General features: G+C 68.7%; 13 protein-coding genes. 4 read left to right on the forward strand and 9 right to left on the reverse strand.

Annotation, left to right across the window (positions count from 1 at the left end; all coding sequences use genetic code 11):
* The first annotated feature begins 1 nt into the window (after position 1).
* Positions 2-925, forward strand: a complete 924-nt coding sequence (locus tag H284_RS0113045; RefSeq protein ID WP_020076601.1) for a DMT family transporter — start codon at positions 2-4, stop codon at positions 923-925.
* A gap of 20 nt (positions 926-945) precedes the next feature.
* Here the strand turns inward: H284_RS0113045 and H284_RS0113050 are convergent, their stop codons facing one another.
* From H284_RS0113050 to H284_RS0113070, 5 genes are read right to left on the reverse strand one after another with little or no spacing between them, the layout of a single operon-like run.
* Entirely contained in the window at positions 946-1,863 is a 918-nt protein-coding gene (locus tag H284_RS0113050; protein WP_020076602.1) for an ROK family protein, read from the reverse strand.
* Positions 1,863-2,588 (reverse strand): N-acetylmannosamine-6-phosphate 2-epimerase, encoded by a 726-nt coding sequence (locus tag H284_RS0113055; RefSeq protein WP_020076603.1) that lies wholly within the window; start codon positions 2,586-2,588, stop codon positions 1,863-1,865. Before H284_RS0113055 ends, H284_RS0113050 begins: the two co-directional genes overlap by 1 nt.
* A complete protein-coding gene (locus H284_RS0113060; protein ID WP_020076604.1) occupies positions 2,569-3,471 on the reverse strand; it encodes a carbohydrate ABC transporter permease in 903 nt (300 codons plus the stop codon). Before H284_RS0113060 ends, H284_RS0113055 begins: the two co-directional genes overlap by 20 nt.
* Positions 3,452-4,366, reverse strand: a complete 915-nt coding sequence (locus tag H284_RS0113065) for a carbohydrate ABC transporter permease (protein ID WP_231371219.1) — start codon at positions 4,364-4,366, stop codon at positions 3,452-3,454. The genes H284_RS0113060 and H284_RS0113065 overlap by 20 nt, the downstream gene beginning before the upstream one ends.
* Positions 4,367-4,374: 8 nt before the next feature.
* Positions 4,375-5,661 carry an ABC transporter substrate-binding protein gene (locus H284_RS0113070; protein WP_020076606.1) on the reverse strand — a complete coding sequence of 429 codons (1,287 nt, stop codon included), beginning with the start codon at positions 5,659-5,661 and terminating at the stop codon, positions 4,375-4,377.
* A 181-nt stretch (positions 5,662-5,842) separates the two neighbouring features.
* Between H284_RS0113070 and H284_RS0113075 the strand changes: the two genes are divergently transcribed.
* The 3 genes from H284_RS0113075 to H284_RS20265 all read left to right on the forward strand — a co-directional run bounded on the left by H284_RS0113075 (position 5,843) and on the right by H284_RS20265 (position 9,963).
* On the forward strand, positions 5,843-6,556 hold the full coding sequence (locus tag H284_RS0113075) for a GntR family transcriptional regulator (protein ID WP_020076607.1): 714 nt from the start codon (positions 5,843-5,845) through the stop codon (positions 6,554-6,556).
* A 13-nt stretch (positions 6,557-6,569) separates the two neighbouring features.
* Positions 6,570-8,072: a DUF4127 family protein gene (locus H284_RS20260; RefSeq protein ID WP_020076608.1), complete on the forward strand. Its 1,503-nt coding sequence runs from the start codon at positions 6,570-6,572 to the stop codon at positions 8,070-8,072.
* Positions 8,073-8,199: 127 nt separating this feature from the next.
* Positions 8,200-9,963, forward strand: coding sequence for a DUF4434 domain-containing protein (locus H284_RS20265; protein WP_020076609.1), 1,764 nt, complete (start codon positions 8,200-8,202; stop codon positions 9,961-9,963).
* Positions 9,964-9,975: 12 nt separating this feature from the next.
* Here H284_RS20265 and H284_RS0113090 read toward each other — a convergent pair whose 3' ends face one another.
* The 4 genes from H284_RS0113090 to H284_RS0113105 form a co-directional block, all read right to left on the reverse strand.
* Positions 9,976-11,022 (reverse strand): alpha/beta hydrolase, encoded by a 1,047-nt coding sequence (locus tag H284_RS0113090; RefSeq protein ID WP_020076610.1) that lies wholly within the window; start codon positions 11,020-11,022, stop codon positions 9,976-9,978.
* 117 nt (positions 11,023-11,139) lie between these two features.
* The gene (gene purL / locus H284_RS0113095; RefSeq protein WP_018192376.1) at positions 11,140-13,458 is read right to left on the reverse strand and encodes a phosphoribosylformylglycinamidine synthase subunit PurL; all 2,319 of its coding nucleotides are present in this window, start codon (positions 13,456-13,458) and stop codon (positions 11,140-11,142) included.
* A gap of 56 nt (positions 13,459-13,514) precedes the next feature.
* Positions 13,515-14,285, reverse strand: a complete 771-nt coding sequence (locus H284_RS21070) for a hypothetical protein (RefSeq protein WP_029042937.1) — start codon at positions 14,283-14,285, stop codon at positions 13,515-13,517.
* A complete protein-coding gene (locus H284_RS0113105; RefSeq protein WP_020076611.1) occupies positions 14,282-14,815 on the reverse strand; it encodes an RNA polymerase sigma factor in 534 nt (177 codons plus the stop codon). Before H284_RS0113105 ends, H284_RS21070 begins: the two co-directional genes overlap by 4 nt.
* Positions 14,816-14,898: the final 83 nt, after the last annotated feature.

Below are 14,898 nucleotides of genomic sequence, written 5' to 3' on the forward strand. Positions count from 1 at the left end.
GGTGAAGGTCGCTCTGCAGTTCGTCGCCATGGGTCTCGTGTGGGGCGCCAGCTTCCTCTTCATGAAGGTGGCGCTCGAGGGCGTGAGCTTCGGGCAGGTCGCGTGGGCGCGGCTCGTGTTCGGGGCGCTGACGCTGGGCGTCATCGCGCTGATCATGCGCGTGCGGTTGCCGCGCGAGCCGATCGTCTGGGTTCACTTCGCGGTCGTCGCAGTCACCTACTGCGTCATCCCGTTCCTCCTGTTCGCGTGGGCCGAGCAGTACGTCTCGTCCAGCCTCGCGAGCATCTACAACGCCGTCACGCCGATCACGACGGCGATCCTCGTCACCGCCGCGTTCCGGGTCGAGAAGCTCAACCGCGACCAGGTGCTCGGCGTGCTGATCGGTGTCGTCGGTGTCGTCGTGGTGGTCGGGCCCTGGGCGGTGGATGCGCTGGCCGGCAGCCTCTGGGGCCAGCTCGCCTGCCTCGGGGCGGTCACGTGCTACGGGTTCAGCTTCGGCTACATCCGCAAGTTCATCAGCCCGCGGGCGGTGTCCGCGACGACGAGCGCGTTCATGAATATCGGGTTGGCGGCGGTCATCATGATCCTGCTGACGCCCGTGGTGGCGTGGCACCCGATCACGTTCAGCTGGCCGGTGCTGCTCTCCCTGCTGGCGCTCGGCGCCCTCGGGACGGGCGTCGTCTACATCTGGAACATGAACGTGCTGCGCGCGTGGGGTCCGACCGCGACGTCGGGTGTCACCTACGTGACGCCGGTGGTCGGGGTGGCCCTCGGCATCCTCGTCCTCGGCGAGCATCTGACCTGGAACGAACCGGTGGGCGCCGTGATCGTGTTCGCGGGCATCCTGCTCACCCAGCAGCGCGTCCGGCTGTTCACCCGGCGTCAGGCCGAGCTTGCCGCCCAGGAGGCCGCGGCGCGGAGCTGAGTCCCGGCCACCCACGCCGCCTATGTGGCAGCAAGGGACTGGAATGCGAGTCGGCCGGCGCCGATGAGAGCGGCGTCGGCCCCCGATCGGGCCGCCTCGACGCGCACACCCGCGAAGGGCGGCCGCAACGACGCGCGGAGCCGCTCAGTGAGCGGATCGATGAACAGCGCACCCAGCCCCGACACTCCTCCTCCGAGCAGCACGGTGCCCGGGTCGACCGTTACGACCGAGGAGGCGAGCGATTCGCCCAGATCCTCGGCCGCGACCCGGATCACCTGCGCTGCGATGACGTCGCCGTCCTCTGCCAGCCGTCCGATGGAACGCAGGTCGCGCGCGCGCCCGGTGAACTCCGCGTAGGTGAGCTCGATGCCCGGACCGCTGGCGAACGCCTCGACATGATCGGCACCGCCGCAGGAGCACACGCGGTGCCGTGCCGAGGGGATGCGGACGTGCCCCACCGAGCCCGCCATCCCCGACGCTCCGAGCAGCACCCGGCCGTCGGCGACGACAGCGCCGCCGATGCCCGTTCCGACCGCGACGAACAGGAAGCGCTCCAGGCCGGCCATCGTCTGCTCGCCGATCGCCGCCGCGTGGACATCGTTCACGACCACCACGGGTGCGCGGAGCCGCGAGCGGAGGCCGCCGGCCACGTCAGTGCCGCTCCAGCCGGCCAGATGGTCGGTGGCATGGACGACGACACCGTGCTCGTCGAAGGCGCCCGCGCTGCCGACGCCGAACGCGTCCGGGGTGATCCCCGCTCGTTCGGCGACGGCCGCTGCCAGAGCCGCGGCGGCGTCCAGCACGTGGTGCGGGCCCCTCTGCGCCGGCGTCGGCGTCTCAGCGCGGTGCGCCAGCCTCCCATCCGGCCGCACCACAGCGGCGGCCGTCTTCGTCCCGCCGATGTCGATGCCGACGACGGCGGGTTCACGTAGCGACATCAGGTGCTGCGCGGCGTCGCGGCCGCGAATCGCCGGGTGATGGCGATGGGGTCGGTGATGGCCCCGCCGACGACGACCGCGAACGCGCCCGCGTCGAAGGCCCGCGAGACCTGCTCCGGGGTCTGGAAGCGCCCTTCCGCCAGCACGCGAACTCCGCGTGAGGCGAGCTCGGCCACGAGCTCGATGTCCGGACCGGGGTCCATCCGCGAGTACGGCGTGTAACCGGAGAGGGTGGTCCCCACGAACGTCGCTCCCGCGTCCCAGGCGGCCAATCCCTCGTCGAGGGTCGAGGCGTCGGCCATGATCGGCAGCGGAACGGCAAGGACGGCAGAGCGGACCCGGGAGGCGACATCCCCGGCGACCTCGGCGGTGGCGTCGACCGCGACGACGTCTGCTCCTGCCGCGGCGAGCGCGAGGACCTGCTCGTCGGTGGGGGTGATGATGTTGCGCCGGGGGCCCATCCGCTTGTCGAGGCCGATGACCGGGACATCCGAGAGAGGTCGCACGGCCGACACGTCGTCCGGTCCGTTGACGCGCAGGGCGACCGCACCGCCCTGCAGCGCGCTCGCAGCGAGTCTCGCGATGGTCGCCGTATCGCGCATCGGCGAGCCCTGCTGGGCCTGGCACGAGACGACGAGCCCTCCTTCGATCGCCGCGAGTGCGCCGAGCCGACCGTCCGCGGTGCCGGCGAGCGATCCCTCACTGCTACTTGAGTGCGCCTGCACTGATACCCCCTACGAAGTAACGCTGGAAGACGACGAAGAGCGCCAGCGCCGGAATGGTGAACAAGACGGATGCCGCCATCAGCGGACCCCATTCGACGTTGTGCTCGCCGAAGAAGGAGTACAGGCCGATCGACAGCGTGTATTTGGAGGCGTCGTTGAGATAGATCAACGGATTCAGGAAGTCGGTCCACGCCCACACGAACTGGAAGATCACCGCGGTGATTAGGGCGGGCCGCGCCTGCGGGAGCACGATCGACCAGTAGATGCGGAACTCGGAGGCGCCGTCGATCCGAGCGGCCTGGAGCAGCTCATCGGGCACCGACATCAGGAACTGGCGCAGCATGAAGATCAGGAACGGGGTTCCGAAGAACGCCGGGGCGACGAGCGGGATGATCGTGTTCGTCGCTTGCAGCCCGTTCCACATCAGGAAGAGCGGGATCATCGTCACCTGCGGCGGCAGCATCATCGTCGCCATCACGATAACGAGGAGGGGACGCTGCCCGCGCCACCCGATCTTCGAGAGGGAGTACGCGACGAGCGGCGACGCGATCAGCATCCCGAGCACCGAGAGGGCTGCGATGACGACCGTGTTCCACAGGTACTGCCAGAACGGGATCTCCTCGAACACCGCCACGAAGTTGTCGAGCGTCCACTCCTTCGGCCAGAGCGCCGGGGGCGAGCTGAAGATGTCCGCCGGGAGCTTGAACGCGGTGCTGAGCATCGCGAGGAAGGGGAAGACGAAGAGCAGGGTCAGCCCCCACACGAGCGCGTAACGGCCCGCGGTGCGCGCCGGGCGGCGCCGGCGTCGGCGTGGTTCGTCCTCGCCGTCCGTCCATGGCGCACGGGTCGGCGCCTGCGGCTTCTCAACTGCGTTCAGAACCATAGTGAACCCATTTCTTGGACGACCAGAGCAGCAGCAGCGTGATCACGAGGGTGATCAGGAAGAGCACCCAGGCCATCGCCGAGGCGTAGCCCATCTTCAGGAAGACGAACGCGTTCTGGTACAGGTACATCGCGTAGCTGATCATCGATTGCCCCGGCCCTCCGCTCGCCTCATTGAGCCGCGTCTGGGTGAGCAGGTAGGGCTGGGTGAAGATCTGCAGGTAGGCGATCACCGTCACGATCACCTGGAACAGGGTCACGGGCGAGATCGTCGGCCAGGTGATGAAGCGGAAGCGGCCCCACCAGCCGGCGCCGTCGAGCTCGGCCGCCTCGTAGAGCTCCGCCGGGACGTCCTTGATCGCGGCGAGATAGATGATCATGGTGCCGCCGATGGTCCAGAGGCACATCAGCAGGATGGCCGGCTTGCCCCACGCGGGCTGCTCGAGCCACTCCGGCTGAGGGAGGTGGAGGAGGCCGAGGAAGTAGTTCACGAACCCGTACTGGGTGTTCAGCAGCCACCGCCAGAGGTAGCCGCCGACGACGATCGGGACGATGGTCGGGAGGTACACCAGGGCCCGGTAGAGCGGCTGACCGCGGACCGGCAGATTGAGGAAGTGCGCTCCGAGGATCGAGATGGCGATCGTCAGAGGCACCCCGGTGACCGTGAGGAACAGCGTGTTCGCCAACGCCTTCCAGAATGTCGAGTCCTGGAGCATATGGGCATAGTTGTCGAGCCCGACCCAGGACGGCGCCTGGAAGAGGTTGAAGTCGGTGAAGCTGTAACCGGCCGATGCGATCACCGGCCAGACGATGAACACCGCCGCCCCGATGATGAACGGCGACGCGAACGCCAGACCCAGCAGGGTCTGGCGTCGCGCACCGCGCTTGGCAGTCATCAGGGACATCAGTACGAGCGCGCCTTGTCCGCGACCGAGGAGAGCGCCTTCTCGGGCGAGGCGACCCCGCGCACGACGTCGTCGAAGGCGGTGGCGAGGTCGGTCGAGTACTGCGCGCTGTAGGGCTGGGACGCCAGCGACTTCGCGTTCTTGCTCGTCAGAGCCTTCAGCCAGGAGTCGAAGTGCGGAATGTCGCCGTACGCGGAAGCCGTCAGCAGGGACGTCTTGGACGGCAGGTTGCCCAGAGCCAGCGTGAAGTCCGTCATCGGCTTGTCCCCGACGATGTAGGCGAGGAACTTCGCCGCTTCGGCCTTGTGCTTCGAGTTACTGGGGATGAACAGCGTGCTCGTCGTCACCTGGGTCGTGCCGGCCAGCTCCGGGCTCGCCGCGGGGATGTCCACGACGCCCCAGTTGAGGTTCGGCGCCACCTTCGGGATGTTGACGGCCTGCCACTCGCCGTCGATCACCATGGCCTCCTTGCCGGTGTAGAACGGGTCCTGCGCCGACATGTACTGGCCGAGACCCGAGGTGAAGGTCGCGATCTTGTCCGCGCCGTACGTGTCGGTGAGGGTCTTGGCGTACCAGTCGAGCGCCTCGACGTTCTTGGGGTCGTCCGGCGTCGGGGTCTTCCCGTTCTTGCCGTCCCAGGTGCCGCCGAACGCGTAGCCGAGGGTGGTGAAGAGCGTCGACGCCGAGGGGTTGCCGAGGCCGATCTGTGTGATCGCGCCGTTCGCGTCGGTGACGGTGAGCTTCTTGACCGCGTCCGCCAGCTCGTCCATGGTCGTCGGCGGCTGCACGCCCGCCTTGTCGAGCAGGTCCTTGTTGTACATGAGCTGCTGCGTGTGCACGGCGATCGGCAGGGCGTACGTCTTGCCCTCGTACTTCATCTGGTCCAGCGCGGCGGGGGCGAACCCGTCGAGGTCGACCTTCTCGGTCTTCAGATAGTCGTCGAGCGGCGCCAGGATTCCCTTCGACGCCCACGAGCCGACGGTGTTCCCGAAGTTGTCGGAGATGTCGAAGCTGCCGTTGCTGGACGACATCGAGGTGAGCTGCTTCTGCGCGTCCGGGCTGGAGACGCCGACCACCTTGATCTCGGACTGGCTCTTGTTGAAGTCGGCGATGACCTTCTCGAGCGCCTTCGCCTCTTCGCCTCCCCAGAGGTAGGAGAAGGTGATGGTGGTGGGGCCGGAGGACGCGGCCCCGGAGCATCCGCTCAAGGCGACGGCGACGGCGGCGACGCCGGTGAGCGCGACGGTGCGCAGTAGGGGCCGCCGTCTGGTGATCCTGGTTTCCATGGGCTTCCTTACGGGTGTCAGGGTTCGGAATGGGAGTGCTTGTCAATTGGTGTACTCCATTCGTTCGAACGGTGTCAACAGATTCGGGGAAATTGCGGAATAGTTGCGGTGGATGGTCCCAGTCTCCCTAAAATGGTTCTCACCAATCCGACACCGGGCCGGATGCATCGCGGAGGAGATCATGGCGGAGCAGCACACGAAGTCCGAGCGACTGCGTCAGCACCTCGTCGACGTCATCGACCAGGGGCTCGAACCGCACTCCAAGCTGCCGACCGAGCGGGATCTCGCCTCGGAGTTCGACGTCAGCCGGCTGACCGTACGACGGGCGCTGGACCGTCTCGAGCACGAGGGTCTCGTCTACCGGGTGCAAGGCGCCGGCACGTTCGTCGCCGCCCCGCGGATCACCAAGTCCGTCGAGCTGACCTCGTTCAGCGAGGACATGCGCGCCCGCGGTCTCGTCCCCGGCTCCTCGGTGCTGGTCACCGAGACCATCTCCGCCGGCGCCCGGCTCGGCGCCAAGCTGCGGGTCAGCCCGTCGGACGACGTGTTCCACATCCGGCGGGCGCGCACCGCGGACGGTGAGCCGATGGCCCTCGAGGACACGTACCTCAATCCGCGGCTGTTTCCCGGCCTGATCGACAACATCGGCAGCGAATCGCTCTACCAGATCCTCGAGACCGAGTACGGGATGAAGATCGAATGGGCCGAGCAGAGCATCCATGCCAGTGTGCTCGAGCCGGAGGAGGCGCAGCTGCTGAGCGCTCCGCCCTTCTCCCCGGCCTTCTACGTGACCCGCACCAGTTTCGATGCCCAGGACCGACCGGTCGAGTACGCCGAGTCGACGTATCGGGGCGACCGCTATCACTACGAGCTCCAGATCCACCGCACGCGCTGAACCGAGGAGACCCATGCGCATCGCACTCGTCCCGTTGGACGAACGCCCTGTGAACGTCCAGCTGCCCCGCCAGGTCGCGGCGATCGCCGGAGCCGAACTGATCCTGCCGCCCGCGGAGGCGATGCCCGACTTCCGCAGGCCGGCCGATATCGCGGCCCTGCACGGGTGGCTACGTGAGCTCGTGCGGTCGGACGGGGTCGACCGCCTCGTGGTGTGCGTCGACACACTCGTGCACGGCGGCATCATCCCGGCGCGCATCACGTCCGACACCACGACCACGGCGTTGGCGCGCCTCGACCTGCTCCGGGAACTCAAAGCCGTCGCCCCGACATTGCGCATCACGGCGGCCTCCCTGATCATGCGGGCGAGCGACTCCTACTCGCCGGTTGAGGAGCCCGAGTACTGGGCGGACTGGGGCCGCGAGCTGCACGCGCTGGGCGGAGACCTCCATCGAGCGTTCGAAGTGGACGTCGCGCGCGGCGAAGGCGCCGTCCAGCCGCTCGCGACGACTGTCCCCGACGACGTCCGCAGCGATTTCGAGCGACGCCGCCTCCGAAACCACACGATCAATCTGGCGGCGCTCGCACTCCACGAGGAGGGGACGGTCGACACGCTGACCCTGACGGCAGACGACACCGCTCCGTACTCGGCCGGCTCGGCCGAACAGGTGTGGCTCCGGCACTGGGCCCGCGCGTTGCCCGGCGGCGGGGACGTACTGATGTATCCGGGTGCCGACGAGGTCGGAGCGGTTCTGGTTGCTCGTGCCCTCGCATCCGGCGTGGGCGTCCCGTCCTGGCGGATCGTCTGCGGTGAGCCGGACGGCCTCGACCGGGTTCCGAACTTCGAGAACGCGCCGCTGCGCGAGAGCCTGGCCCGGCAGATCGTCGCCGCAGGAGGACGCGTCGCCGCGCCGGAGGAGTCCGCCGACCTGGTCGTGGTGGCGCATGCGCCGGATCCCTCGCGGGGGGACTTCTTCGGAACACGGCCTGCCTCCGATCCGGCTGCCACCGAGGCCACCGTGGCCGCCGTGCGAACGGCGCTGGCGGGCGGCTCGATCGTCGCGCTCGCCGATGTGCGGTTCAGCAACGGAGGCGACCCCGACCTGGTCGATCGGCTGGCGGCGGAAGGCCTGCTGCTCCAGCTCGCGTCGTACGGGGGCTGGAACACGGCGGGCAACTCGATCGGCGGAGCCGTCGCGCAGGCGACCGCACTGTGGGCCGGACGTGCGACCGGCCATGCGGATGAGACCGCCGTGGGGGAGGCGCTGCTCACCCGTGTCCTGGACGACCGGGCCTACCAGAGCGGGACACGTCTCGCGATGCATGCGGCCGAGTTCGGGGGCAGCATCGGCCCGGTCGACGCCGCTCGGCAGCGGGCCGCCGTGGCCAGGATCACCCGCGAGCTGGGTGAGTACTTGAGCGGCCTCCTCCCGGAGGGTGAGGCGTGGCGGATCGACGGGGTGACCCTGCCGTGGGCGAGGAGCTTCGAGATCGAAATCGCCCTTCGACGCGCGTAATGGTGTCATCCATTAGCCAGTGACAGCTGATAATTAAACAAATCTGTTGCCGCACCCGTCTTAAATGGGCTATACCATTTACGAGTCTCGGCACCGTCGTCGGGACCGCTCACTCGAAGGAGTAGGTATGAGTCACCGCACCGGGTCTCGTCTCGCGGCCCTGATCGTCGGGGCGGCCATCGCCGCGGCCCTGGTCGTTCCAGCGACGCCGGCCGCCGCCACGCCGACCTGCACCACCACCCCGCGCATCGACGGCAGCTTCATCCAGCCGGCACTCGTCGACGGCTGGACCGCAACCCAGCTCTCCTCCGAGCTCAGCACCCTGACCGATGCGTGCATCACCAGCCAGGTGATCCAGTGGACGGCCGACACCAAGGCGTCGACCACCGTCTACCCGAGTGGGCTCAGCGGGTACGCGCAGAGCACGTCGACGGATGTGATCTCCCGTGTTCTGACCGCGGCGGACAGCGCCGGGGTCGCCGAGTACCTGGGGTTGCAGACGAACGATGACTGGTGGAACACCTATGCCAACGACGCCACGTGGCTGAACGGTCAGGCGACCGCAGCGAACGCCCTGGCCGACGATCTCTACGCCCGGTACGGGACGCACGCGTCCTTCGCCGGCTGGTACCTTCCGTTCGAGGTCGACAACTGGAACTTCACCTCGACCTCGTCCTGGAGCGCCATGGCGACGTTCTACACGACGATCGCGAACCACCTGCATGCGCTCACCCCGGGCAAGCCCGTGATCATCAGCCCGTTCTACAACACGTCCGGGGGCCAGACCAGCACCCAGTGGACGAGCATGTGGTCGAGCATCCTGGCTTCCGCTCCGATCGATGTGATCGCCCTGCAGGACGGGGTCGGCGCCGGTCATGCGACGACCGCGCAGTTGGCCACCTGGTTCTCGGCGACCAAGAGCGCGATCACCAGCTCCCGGCCCGCCACGCAGCTCTGGGCCGACAGCGAGACGTTCAACCCGGACTTCACGCCGATGTCGATCTCTCAGCTGATCGCCGACCTCAATGCCGTCGCCCCGTATGTGACCAAGACGCTGTCGTTCTCGTACGACCACTACGACAGCCCGCTGACGGTCCCCGCCGTGTACGACACCACCTACCGGAACTACCTGTCCTCCGGTGCGGTGGAGTCGTCGGCCCCGACCACGCCGACCGGTCTCACCGCGACGTCGGGCGGCATCACTTCGGTGAATCTGGCCTGGACGGCATCCACCGACAACATCGGCATCGCCGGATACCGCGTCTACCGCGGAGGGGCACTGGTCAAGGTGATCCAGGGCGCAGTGACCAGCTTTACGGATGCGGGCCTCAGCCCCGCGACCACCTACAGCTACAAGCTGGCCGCTTTCGATGCCGCCGGCAACGCCTCCGCCCAGAGCGCCACGGCGACGGCGACGACATCCTCGGCGCCCGCAGCCAATCCGCTGATCTCCTCGGGCCGCCCGTACACGACGTCCGTGGGCGCAGACCCGGGCTACCCTGACACGGGCGCGGCGGAACTGACGAACGGCGTCACGGGCACGACGAGCTACTCCGACGCTGCGTGGCAGGGTCGGAACACGGGGAGCGCCTACAGCTTCACGATCGACCTCGGCTCGACCAAGACCATCACCCAGGTGGGAACGTCGTGGCTGCAGACGAAGTCCGTGTACATCTTCCTTCCGTCCAGCATCCAGGTCTCGGTGTCGACCACCGGCTCGACCTTCACGCCTCTGGTGACCATGCCCGCGCCGAATGTGAGCGATGCCGACCAGCGGTACACCTACGCGGCATACGGGCTCTCCGGCTCGGGGCGTTACGTCCGATTCACCGTCACCCCCGCAAGCAGCGCCTGGTCGTTCGTGGACGAAGCGACCGTCCGGGGGCTGTGAGGCCGCGGCGCGCTAGCTGTGGGCGCGGAGGAAGGCGATCGTCGCATCCAGCGCCGTGTGCGCCTCCGCGAACTTCAGGTGGAACTGGTACTCGTGCGGCAGCGCGGGCTCGTGGTCGGCGGGCCAGAACAGCTCGGTCACGTCCACACCCTTCGCGCGGAGGGCGGCGGCCATCGGCACGGACTGCGTCCAGGTGAGTCCGTCGCCGTTCCCGCCGGAGATGTAGGTGGGCGGGAAGGCGGCGGTGACGTGCTGGATGGTCGACATGGTCGACCCGACGTAGGTCTGCGACCAGTCCTTCGTGCCGCTGTACGACCACAGGGCGGTCTTGAAGCCCCAGCCGTCGATCCCGGTGAGGCTGGCGAGCGCGTCGAGGTCGTAGACGCCGCAGTTGAGGACGACGGCCGACAGCTGGTCCGGCCGCAGCGCGGGGGCGATCCCCATCAGGTTCGCGTACTCGGGGCTGGTGGTCAGGACGGCCAGCTGGCTGGCGAGCTGCGACCCGGCGGAGTCGCCGGCGAGGATGATGCGGCTGGGGTCGATGCCGAGCGTCTCAGCGTGCGCGTCCAGGTACGCGAGCGCGTCGTTGAGCTGGCGCACGGCGGTCGGGTAGGTCGCCTCGGGTCCGACGGTGTAGTTGAGGCCGACGGTCGTGAACCCCTGGTCGGCCAGGATGCGCAGGTAGGGGTCGACGTCGGAGCTGACGCCCGAGATCCAGGCGCCGCCATGGATCCACACGACGGTCGGGAGCGGGTCGGTCGCGCTGTCGGGGCGGAAGACGTCGAACGTCGTGTCGGGCGATCCCGGCGCGTAGCGGAGCCCGGTCTGCGCCGTCACACTGGTGGTCGGCACGAACGGCTTCATCTCGGCGACCGTCTCGGCGGCGCCCTTCTCGAAGACGCTGCGGATCACCAGGGCGGACGGCCACGGGGACGACGACGCGAGGCTGGCGAGGATGAGCAGGCACAGCAGCACGATGGCGGTGACGGACACGACGCGGCGGGCGCGCCGCGAGAGCAGTGGAGGCGTCGGCAGCTCGTCGGCGCGGGCACGGGTCATGCCCTCACCGTAGCGACCCCCACCGCCGGCTCCTGAGTTTTTCGGCCTCCGACCGCGTGTCGGGGGCGAAAAACTCCGGAGCGGATGGCTGGGGAGGTGCCGCGGGAGGCGGGGGAGTTACGCGACCGTCGGGCCGAAGTGCTCGGGGAGCGTGGAGCGGTGGACGCCGCGGAGCTCCTCCAGTCCGATCGTGAAGAGGTCCTGCACCTCGAGCACGGGCTGGGCGCCGACCTCGGCGTCCGTCACGCCGATGCGGAGTGCGGGGATGCCGCGGCCGGCGCACAGGCCGCGGAACTTCACGTCGTCCTCGCGCGGGACGGTGACCAGGACGCGCGCGGTCGACTCCGAGAAGAGCGCGGTCGCCGCATCCACCCCGTCGCGCTCCTCGATCTCGGTGAGCCAGACGCGGGCGCCGACGCCGAAGCGGATGACGCTCTCGGCGAGGGCCTGCGCCAGGCCGCCGTCGGCCAGGTCGTGCGCGGACGAGACCAGACCCTCGAGCGAGGCCGCGTGCAGCGCCTCGGCGAGCGAGCGCTCGGCGTCGAGGTCGACCGCCGGCGGGTGCCCGCCGAGGTGGCCGTGGATGGTGCCGGCCCAGGCCGAGCCGTCCAGCTCCTCGCGGGTGACGCCGAGGAGGTAGATGTTCTCGCCCTCGTCCTGCCAGCCGCTCGGGATGCGGCGGGCGACGTCGTCGATCACGCCGAGCACTCCGACCACGGGGGTCGGGAAGATCGGGGTGTCGCCGGTCTGGTTGTAGAAGGAGACGTTGCCGCCGGTGACCGGGATCTCGAGCTCCAGACAGGCGTCCGAGAGTCCTTCGACGGCCTGCGAGAACTGCCACATGACCTCGGGGTTCTCCGGGCTGCCGAAGTTGAGGCAGTCGGTCACCGCGACCGGGACCGCGCCGGAGGCGGCGACGTTGCGGTACGCCTCGGCAAGCGCCAGCTTGGCGCCCTGCTTCGGGTCGAGCTGGCAGTAGCGCCCGTTGGCGTCGGTCGCGATGGCGAAGCCGAGCCCCGACTCCTCGTCGACACGGATCATGCCCGCGTCGTCCGGGAAGGCCAGCGCGGTGTTGCCGCCGACGAAGTAGTCGTACTGGTCGGTGACCCAGCCCTTGTCGGCGAGGTTGGCGCTGCCGAGGAGGGCGAGCGTCTGCTCGCGCAGCTCGTCGCCGGTCGTCGGGCGCGCGAGCACGGAGGCCGAGTCGTCCTGCAGGGCGTCGATCCAGGTCGGGTAGGCGACCGGACGCTCGTACACCGGGCCGTCGACCGCGACGGTTCGCGGGTCGACGTTGACGATCTCCTCGCCGTTCCAGTTGATGACGAGGCGGCCGGTCTCGGTGACCTCGCCCAGCACGCTGGTCTCGACATCCCACTTGGCGGTGACGGCGAGGAAGGCGTCGAGCAGCTCCGGCTTGACGACGGCCATCATGCGCTCCTGGCTCTCCGACATGAGGATCTCCTCAGCGGTGAGGCTCGGGTCGCGCAGGAGCACCTTGTCGAGCTCGATGAACATCCCGCCGTCGCCGTTGGAGGCGAGCTCGCTGGTGGCGCAGGAGATGCCGGCGGCGCCCAGATCCTGGATGCCCTCGACCAGCTTGTCGCGGAACAGCTCCAGGCAGCACTCGATGAGCACCTTCTCGGCGAACGGGTCGCCGACCTGCACGGCCGGGCGCTTGGTCGGGCCGCCCGCGGAGAACGTGTCGGACGCGAGGATGCTGGCCCCGCCGATCCCGTCGCCGCCGGTGCGCGCACCGAATAGCACGACCTTGTTGCCCGCGCCGGACGCGTTCGCCAGGTGCAGGTCCTCGTGGCGGAGCACGCCGACCGAGAGGGCGTTGACCAGCGGGTTGCCCTGGTACACCGGGTCGAAGTAGGTCTCGCCGCCGATGTTCGGCAGGCCGAGGCAGTTGCCGTAGAAGGAGATGCCGGAGACGACCCCGTGCACGACGCGCGCGGTGTCCGGGTTGTCGATGGCGCCGAAGCGCAGCTGGTCCATCACGGCGACGGGGCGGGCGCCCATCGAGATGATGTCGCGCACGATGCCGCCGACGCCGGTCGCGGCGCCCTGGAACGGCTCGATGTAGGAGGGGTGGTTGTGCGATTCCACCTTGAAGGTGACCGCCCAGCCCTCGCCGACGTCCACGACTCCGGCGTTCTCGCCCATGCCGACCATGAGGTTCTTCTTCATCGCCGGGCTGACCTTCTGCCCGAACTGCCGCAGGTAGATCTTCGACGACTTGTAGGAGCAGTGCTCCGACCACATCACCGAGTACATCGCCAGCTCGCCGCTGGTGGGGCGGCGGCCGAGGATCTCGCGGATGCGCGCGTACTCGTCCTCCTTGAGCCCGAGCGCCGCGAACGGCTGCTCCCGCTCCGGGGTCTCGATCGCGTTCGCGACAGTGTCGACGACGTGGGCGGTGGCGGTGTCGGTCACGCGGGCACTCCAGGCTGGGCGGGGCTGGGCGGGGATGTGCTCCAGTCTACCGGGCGTCAGGCGGGGCAGAACTCGTGGGGAATCGTCGGAGAGGGGCCCACTTGGACTCCGCCGATGCGCCCGTCGAGCACCGCGAACACGATCCATCTGCCGGACCCGTCCGGGATCCCGTAGTAACTCGTGACACCGCCGTATTCACCGGTCTTGGTGATATCCGGATACGCCGCCAGCAGTTCATCGAGTGTCGAGCCGACTCCGACGTGCTCCGCGGTTCGCGGGGTCGCGAGCTGCCGATCCCCGTTCGCGGTGAAGTTGTATCCGAGATACAGCGTCTGCGTCGTTCGATCCGCACCCGACGCGATGAGCGCGAGACCATCGGGAGCAATGAGGTCGCGCTGGGCGTCACGACAGACGTCATCCGTCTGGTCGCTCCATCCAGGGAGCAGGGGCTGAATACTGGAGAGTTCTGTGCCGAGGGTCGCCGGCCCGATCCCGACGAAGCTGATGATCCACGTGGACGGGTCGGCCGGGTCCTGCGCCGGGACGGCCGGGGTGGGTGTCGATGTCGGCGTGGGTGTCGATGTCGGGGTCGGCGTCACGGTCGGCGTCGGGCTGGGCGCGGCCGCGGGCGTCAGGTCGATGAGGCCGGTGCCGAGCGCGTAGGCGACCGAGCCGCCGGAGATGGTCAGGGCGAGCACAACCAGCGTCGCCACCAGCGCAGTGCGCTTGCGGCCGCCGGCGCGTCCGGGGTGGGCGGCCGCGTTGTCGACCACCAGTTCGCGGATCGCCGCCTTGCGTCGCGGGTCGAAGGTGGGCTCGTCGCTCATCGCTCGCCTCCGTTCATCAGTTCTGCGAGTCGGGACTTGGCACGGGACAGGCGGGACTTCACTGTTCCGGGCGCGATCCCCAGCGCCTCTGCCGCTTCGGCCGTGGTGAGTTCTTCGAGCACGCAGAGCGTCAGGATGTCCTGGTCGCGTCTCGGCAGCGTCGCGAGCGCCGTACGCAAAGCGGCTCGGCGCGCATCCCGGTCGATGCGGTCGTCCACGGCGGCCGCATGATCGGGCGAGTGCTCCGGGGGTGGCAGCTGTTGCAGGCCGTCCCGGTAGCGGCGTGAGGCGCGAGCGTAGTTGCGGAAGACGAAGTTCGTCATCACCAACAGCCAGCCGATGACGGAGCCGTTCACCACCCGCATCGAATCCCGCCGGCGCCACGCCTCGAGGAACACGACAGCGGTCACGTCCTCCGCGTCGTGGATGGACGCGGTCAGCCGAACGGCCTGACGGAACACGCGGTCGTGATGCAGGTCGAACAGTGCCCCGAACGCATCCGGATCACCGGCGTTCACGCGTTCGAGCACGTCCGGCTCGTCGATTCGGATACCCCTCACATCTATGAAGTGTCCACGACGGAGGTCGCGGTTCCCGAATCGCGTCAGCCGAC

This window comes from Cryocola sp. 340MFSha3.1 (assembly GCF_000383315.1).
Classification (GTDB): Bacteria; Actinomycetota; Actinomycetes; order Actinomycetales; family Microbacteriaceae; genus Leifsonia.

What these genes read in the sequence shown, in the direction of transcription:
- H284_RS0113050 (WP_020076602.1), bottom strand. Translation starts at nt 1,863, where the DNA reads ATGTCGCTACGTGAACCCGCCGTCGTCGGCATCGACATCGGCGGGACG.
- H284_RS0113060 (WP_020076604.1), bottom strand. Translation starts at nt 3,471, where the DNA reads ATGGTTCTGAACGCAGTTGAGAAGCCGCAGGCGCCGACCCGTGCGCCA.
- H284_RS0113065 (WP_231371219.1), bottom strand. Translation starts at nt 4,366, where the DNA reads ATGACTGCCAAGCGCGGTGCGCGACGCCAGACCCTGCTGGGTCTGGCG.
- H284_RS0113070 (WP_020076606.1), bottom strand. Translation starts at nt 5,661, where the DNA reads ATGGAAACCAGGATCACCAGACGGCGGCCCCTACTGCGCACCGTCGCG.
- H284_RS0113075 (WP_020076607.1), top strand. Translation starts at nt 5,843, where the DNA reads ATGGCGGAGCAGCACACGAAGTCCGAGCGACTGCGTCAGCACCTCGTC.
- H284_RS20260 (WP_020076608.1), top strand. Translation starts at nt 6,570, where the DNA reads ATGCGCATCGCACTCGTCCCGTTGGACGAACGCCCTGTGAACGTCCAG.
- H284_RS20265 (WP_020076609.1), top strand. Translation starts at nt 8,200, where the DNA reads ATGAGTCACCGCACCGGGTCTCGTCTCGCGGCCCTGATCGTCGGGGCG.
- H284_RS0113090 (WP_020076610.1), bottom strand. Translation starts at nt 11,022, where the DNA reads ATGACCCGTGCCCGCGCCGACGAGCTGCCGACGCCTCCACTGCTCTCG.
- H284_RS21070 (WP_029042937.1), bottom strand. Translation starts at nt 14,285, where the DNA reads ATGAGCGACGAGCCCACCTTCGACCCGCGACGCAAGGCGGCGATCCGC.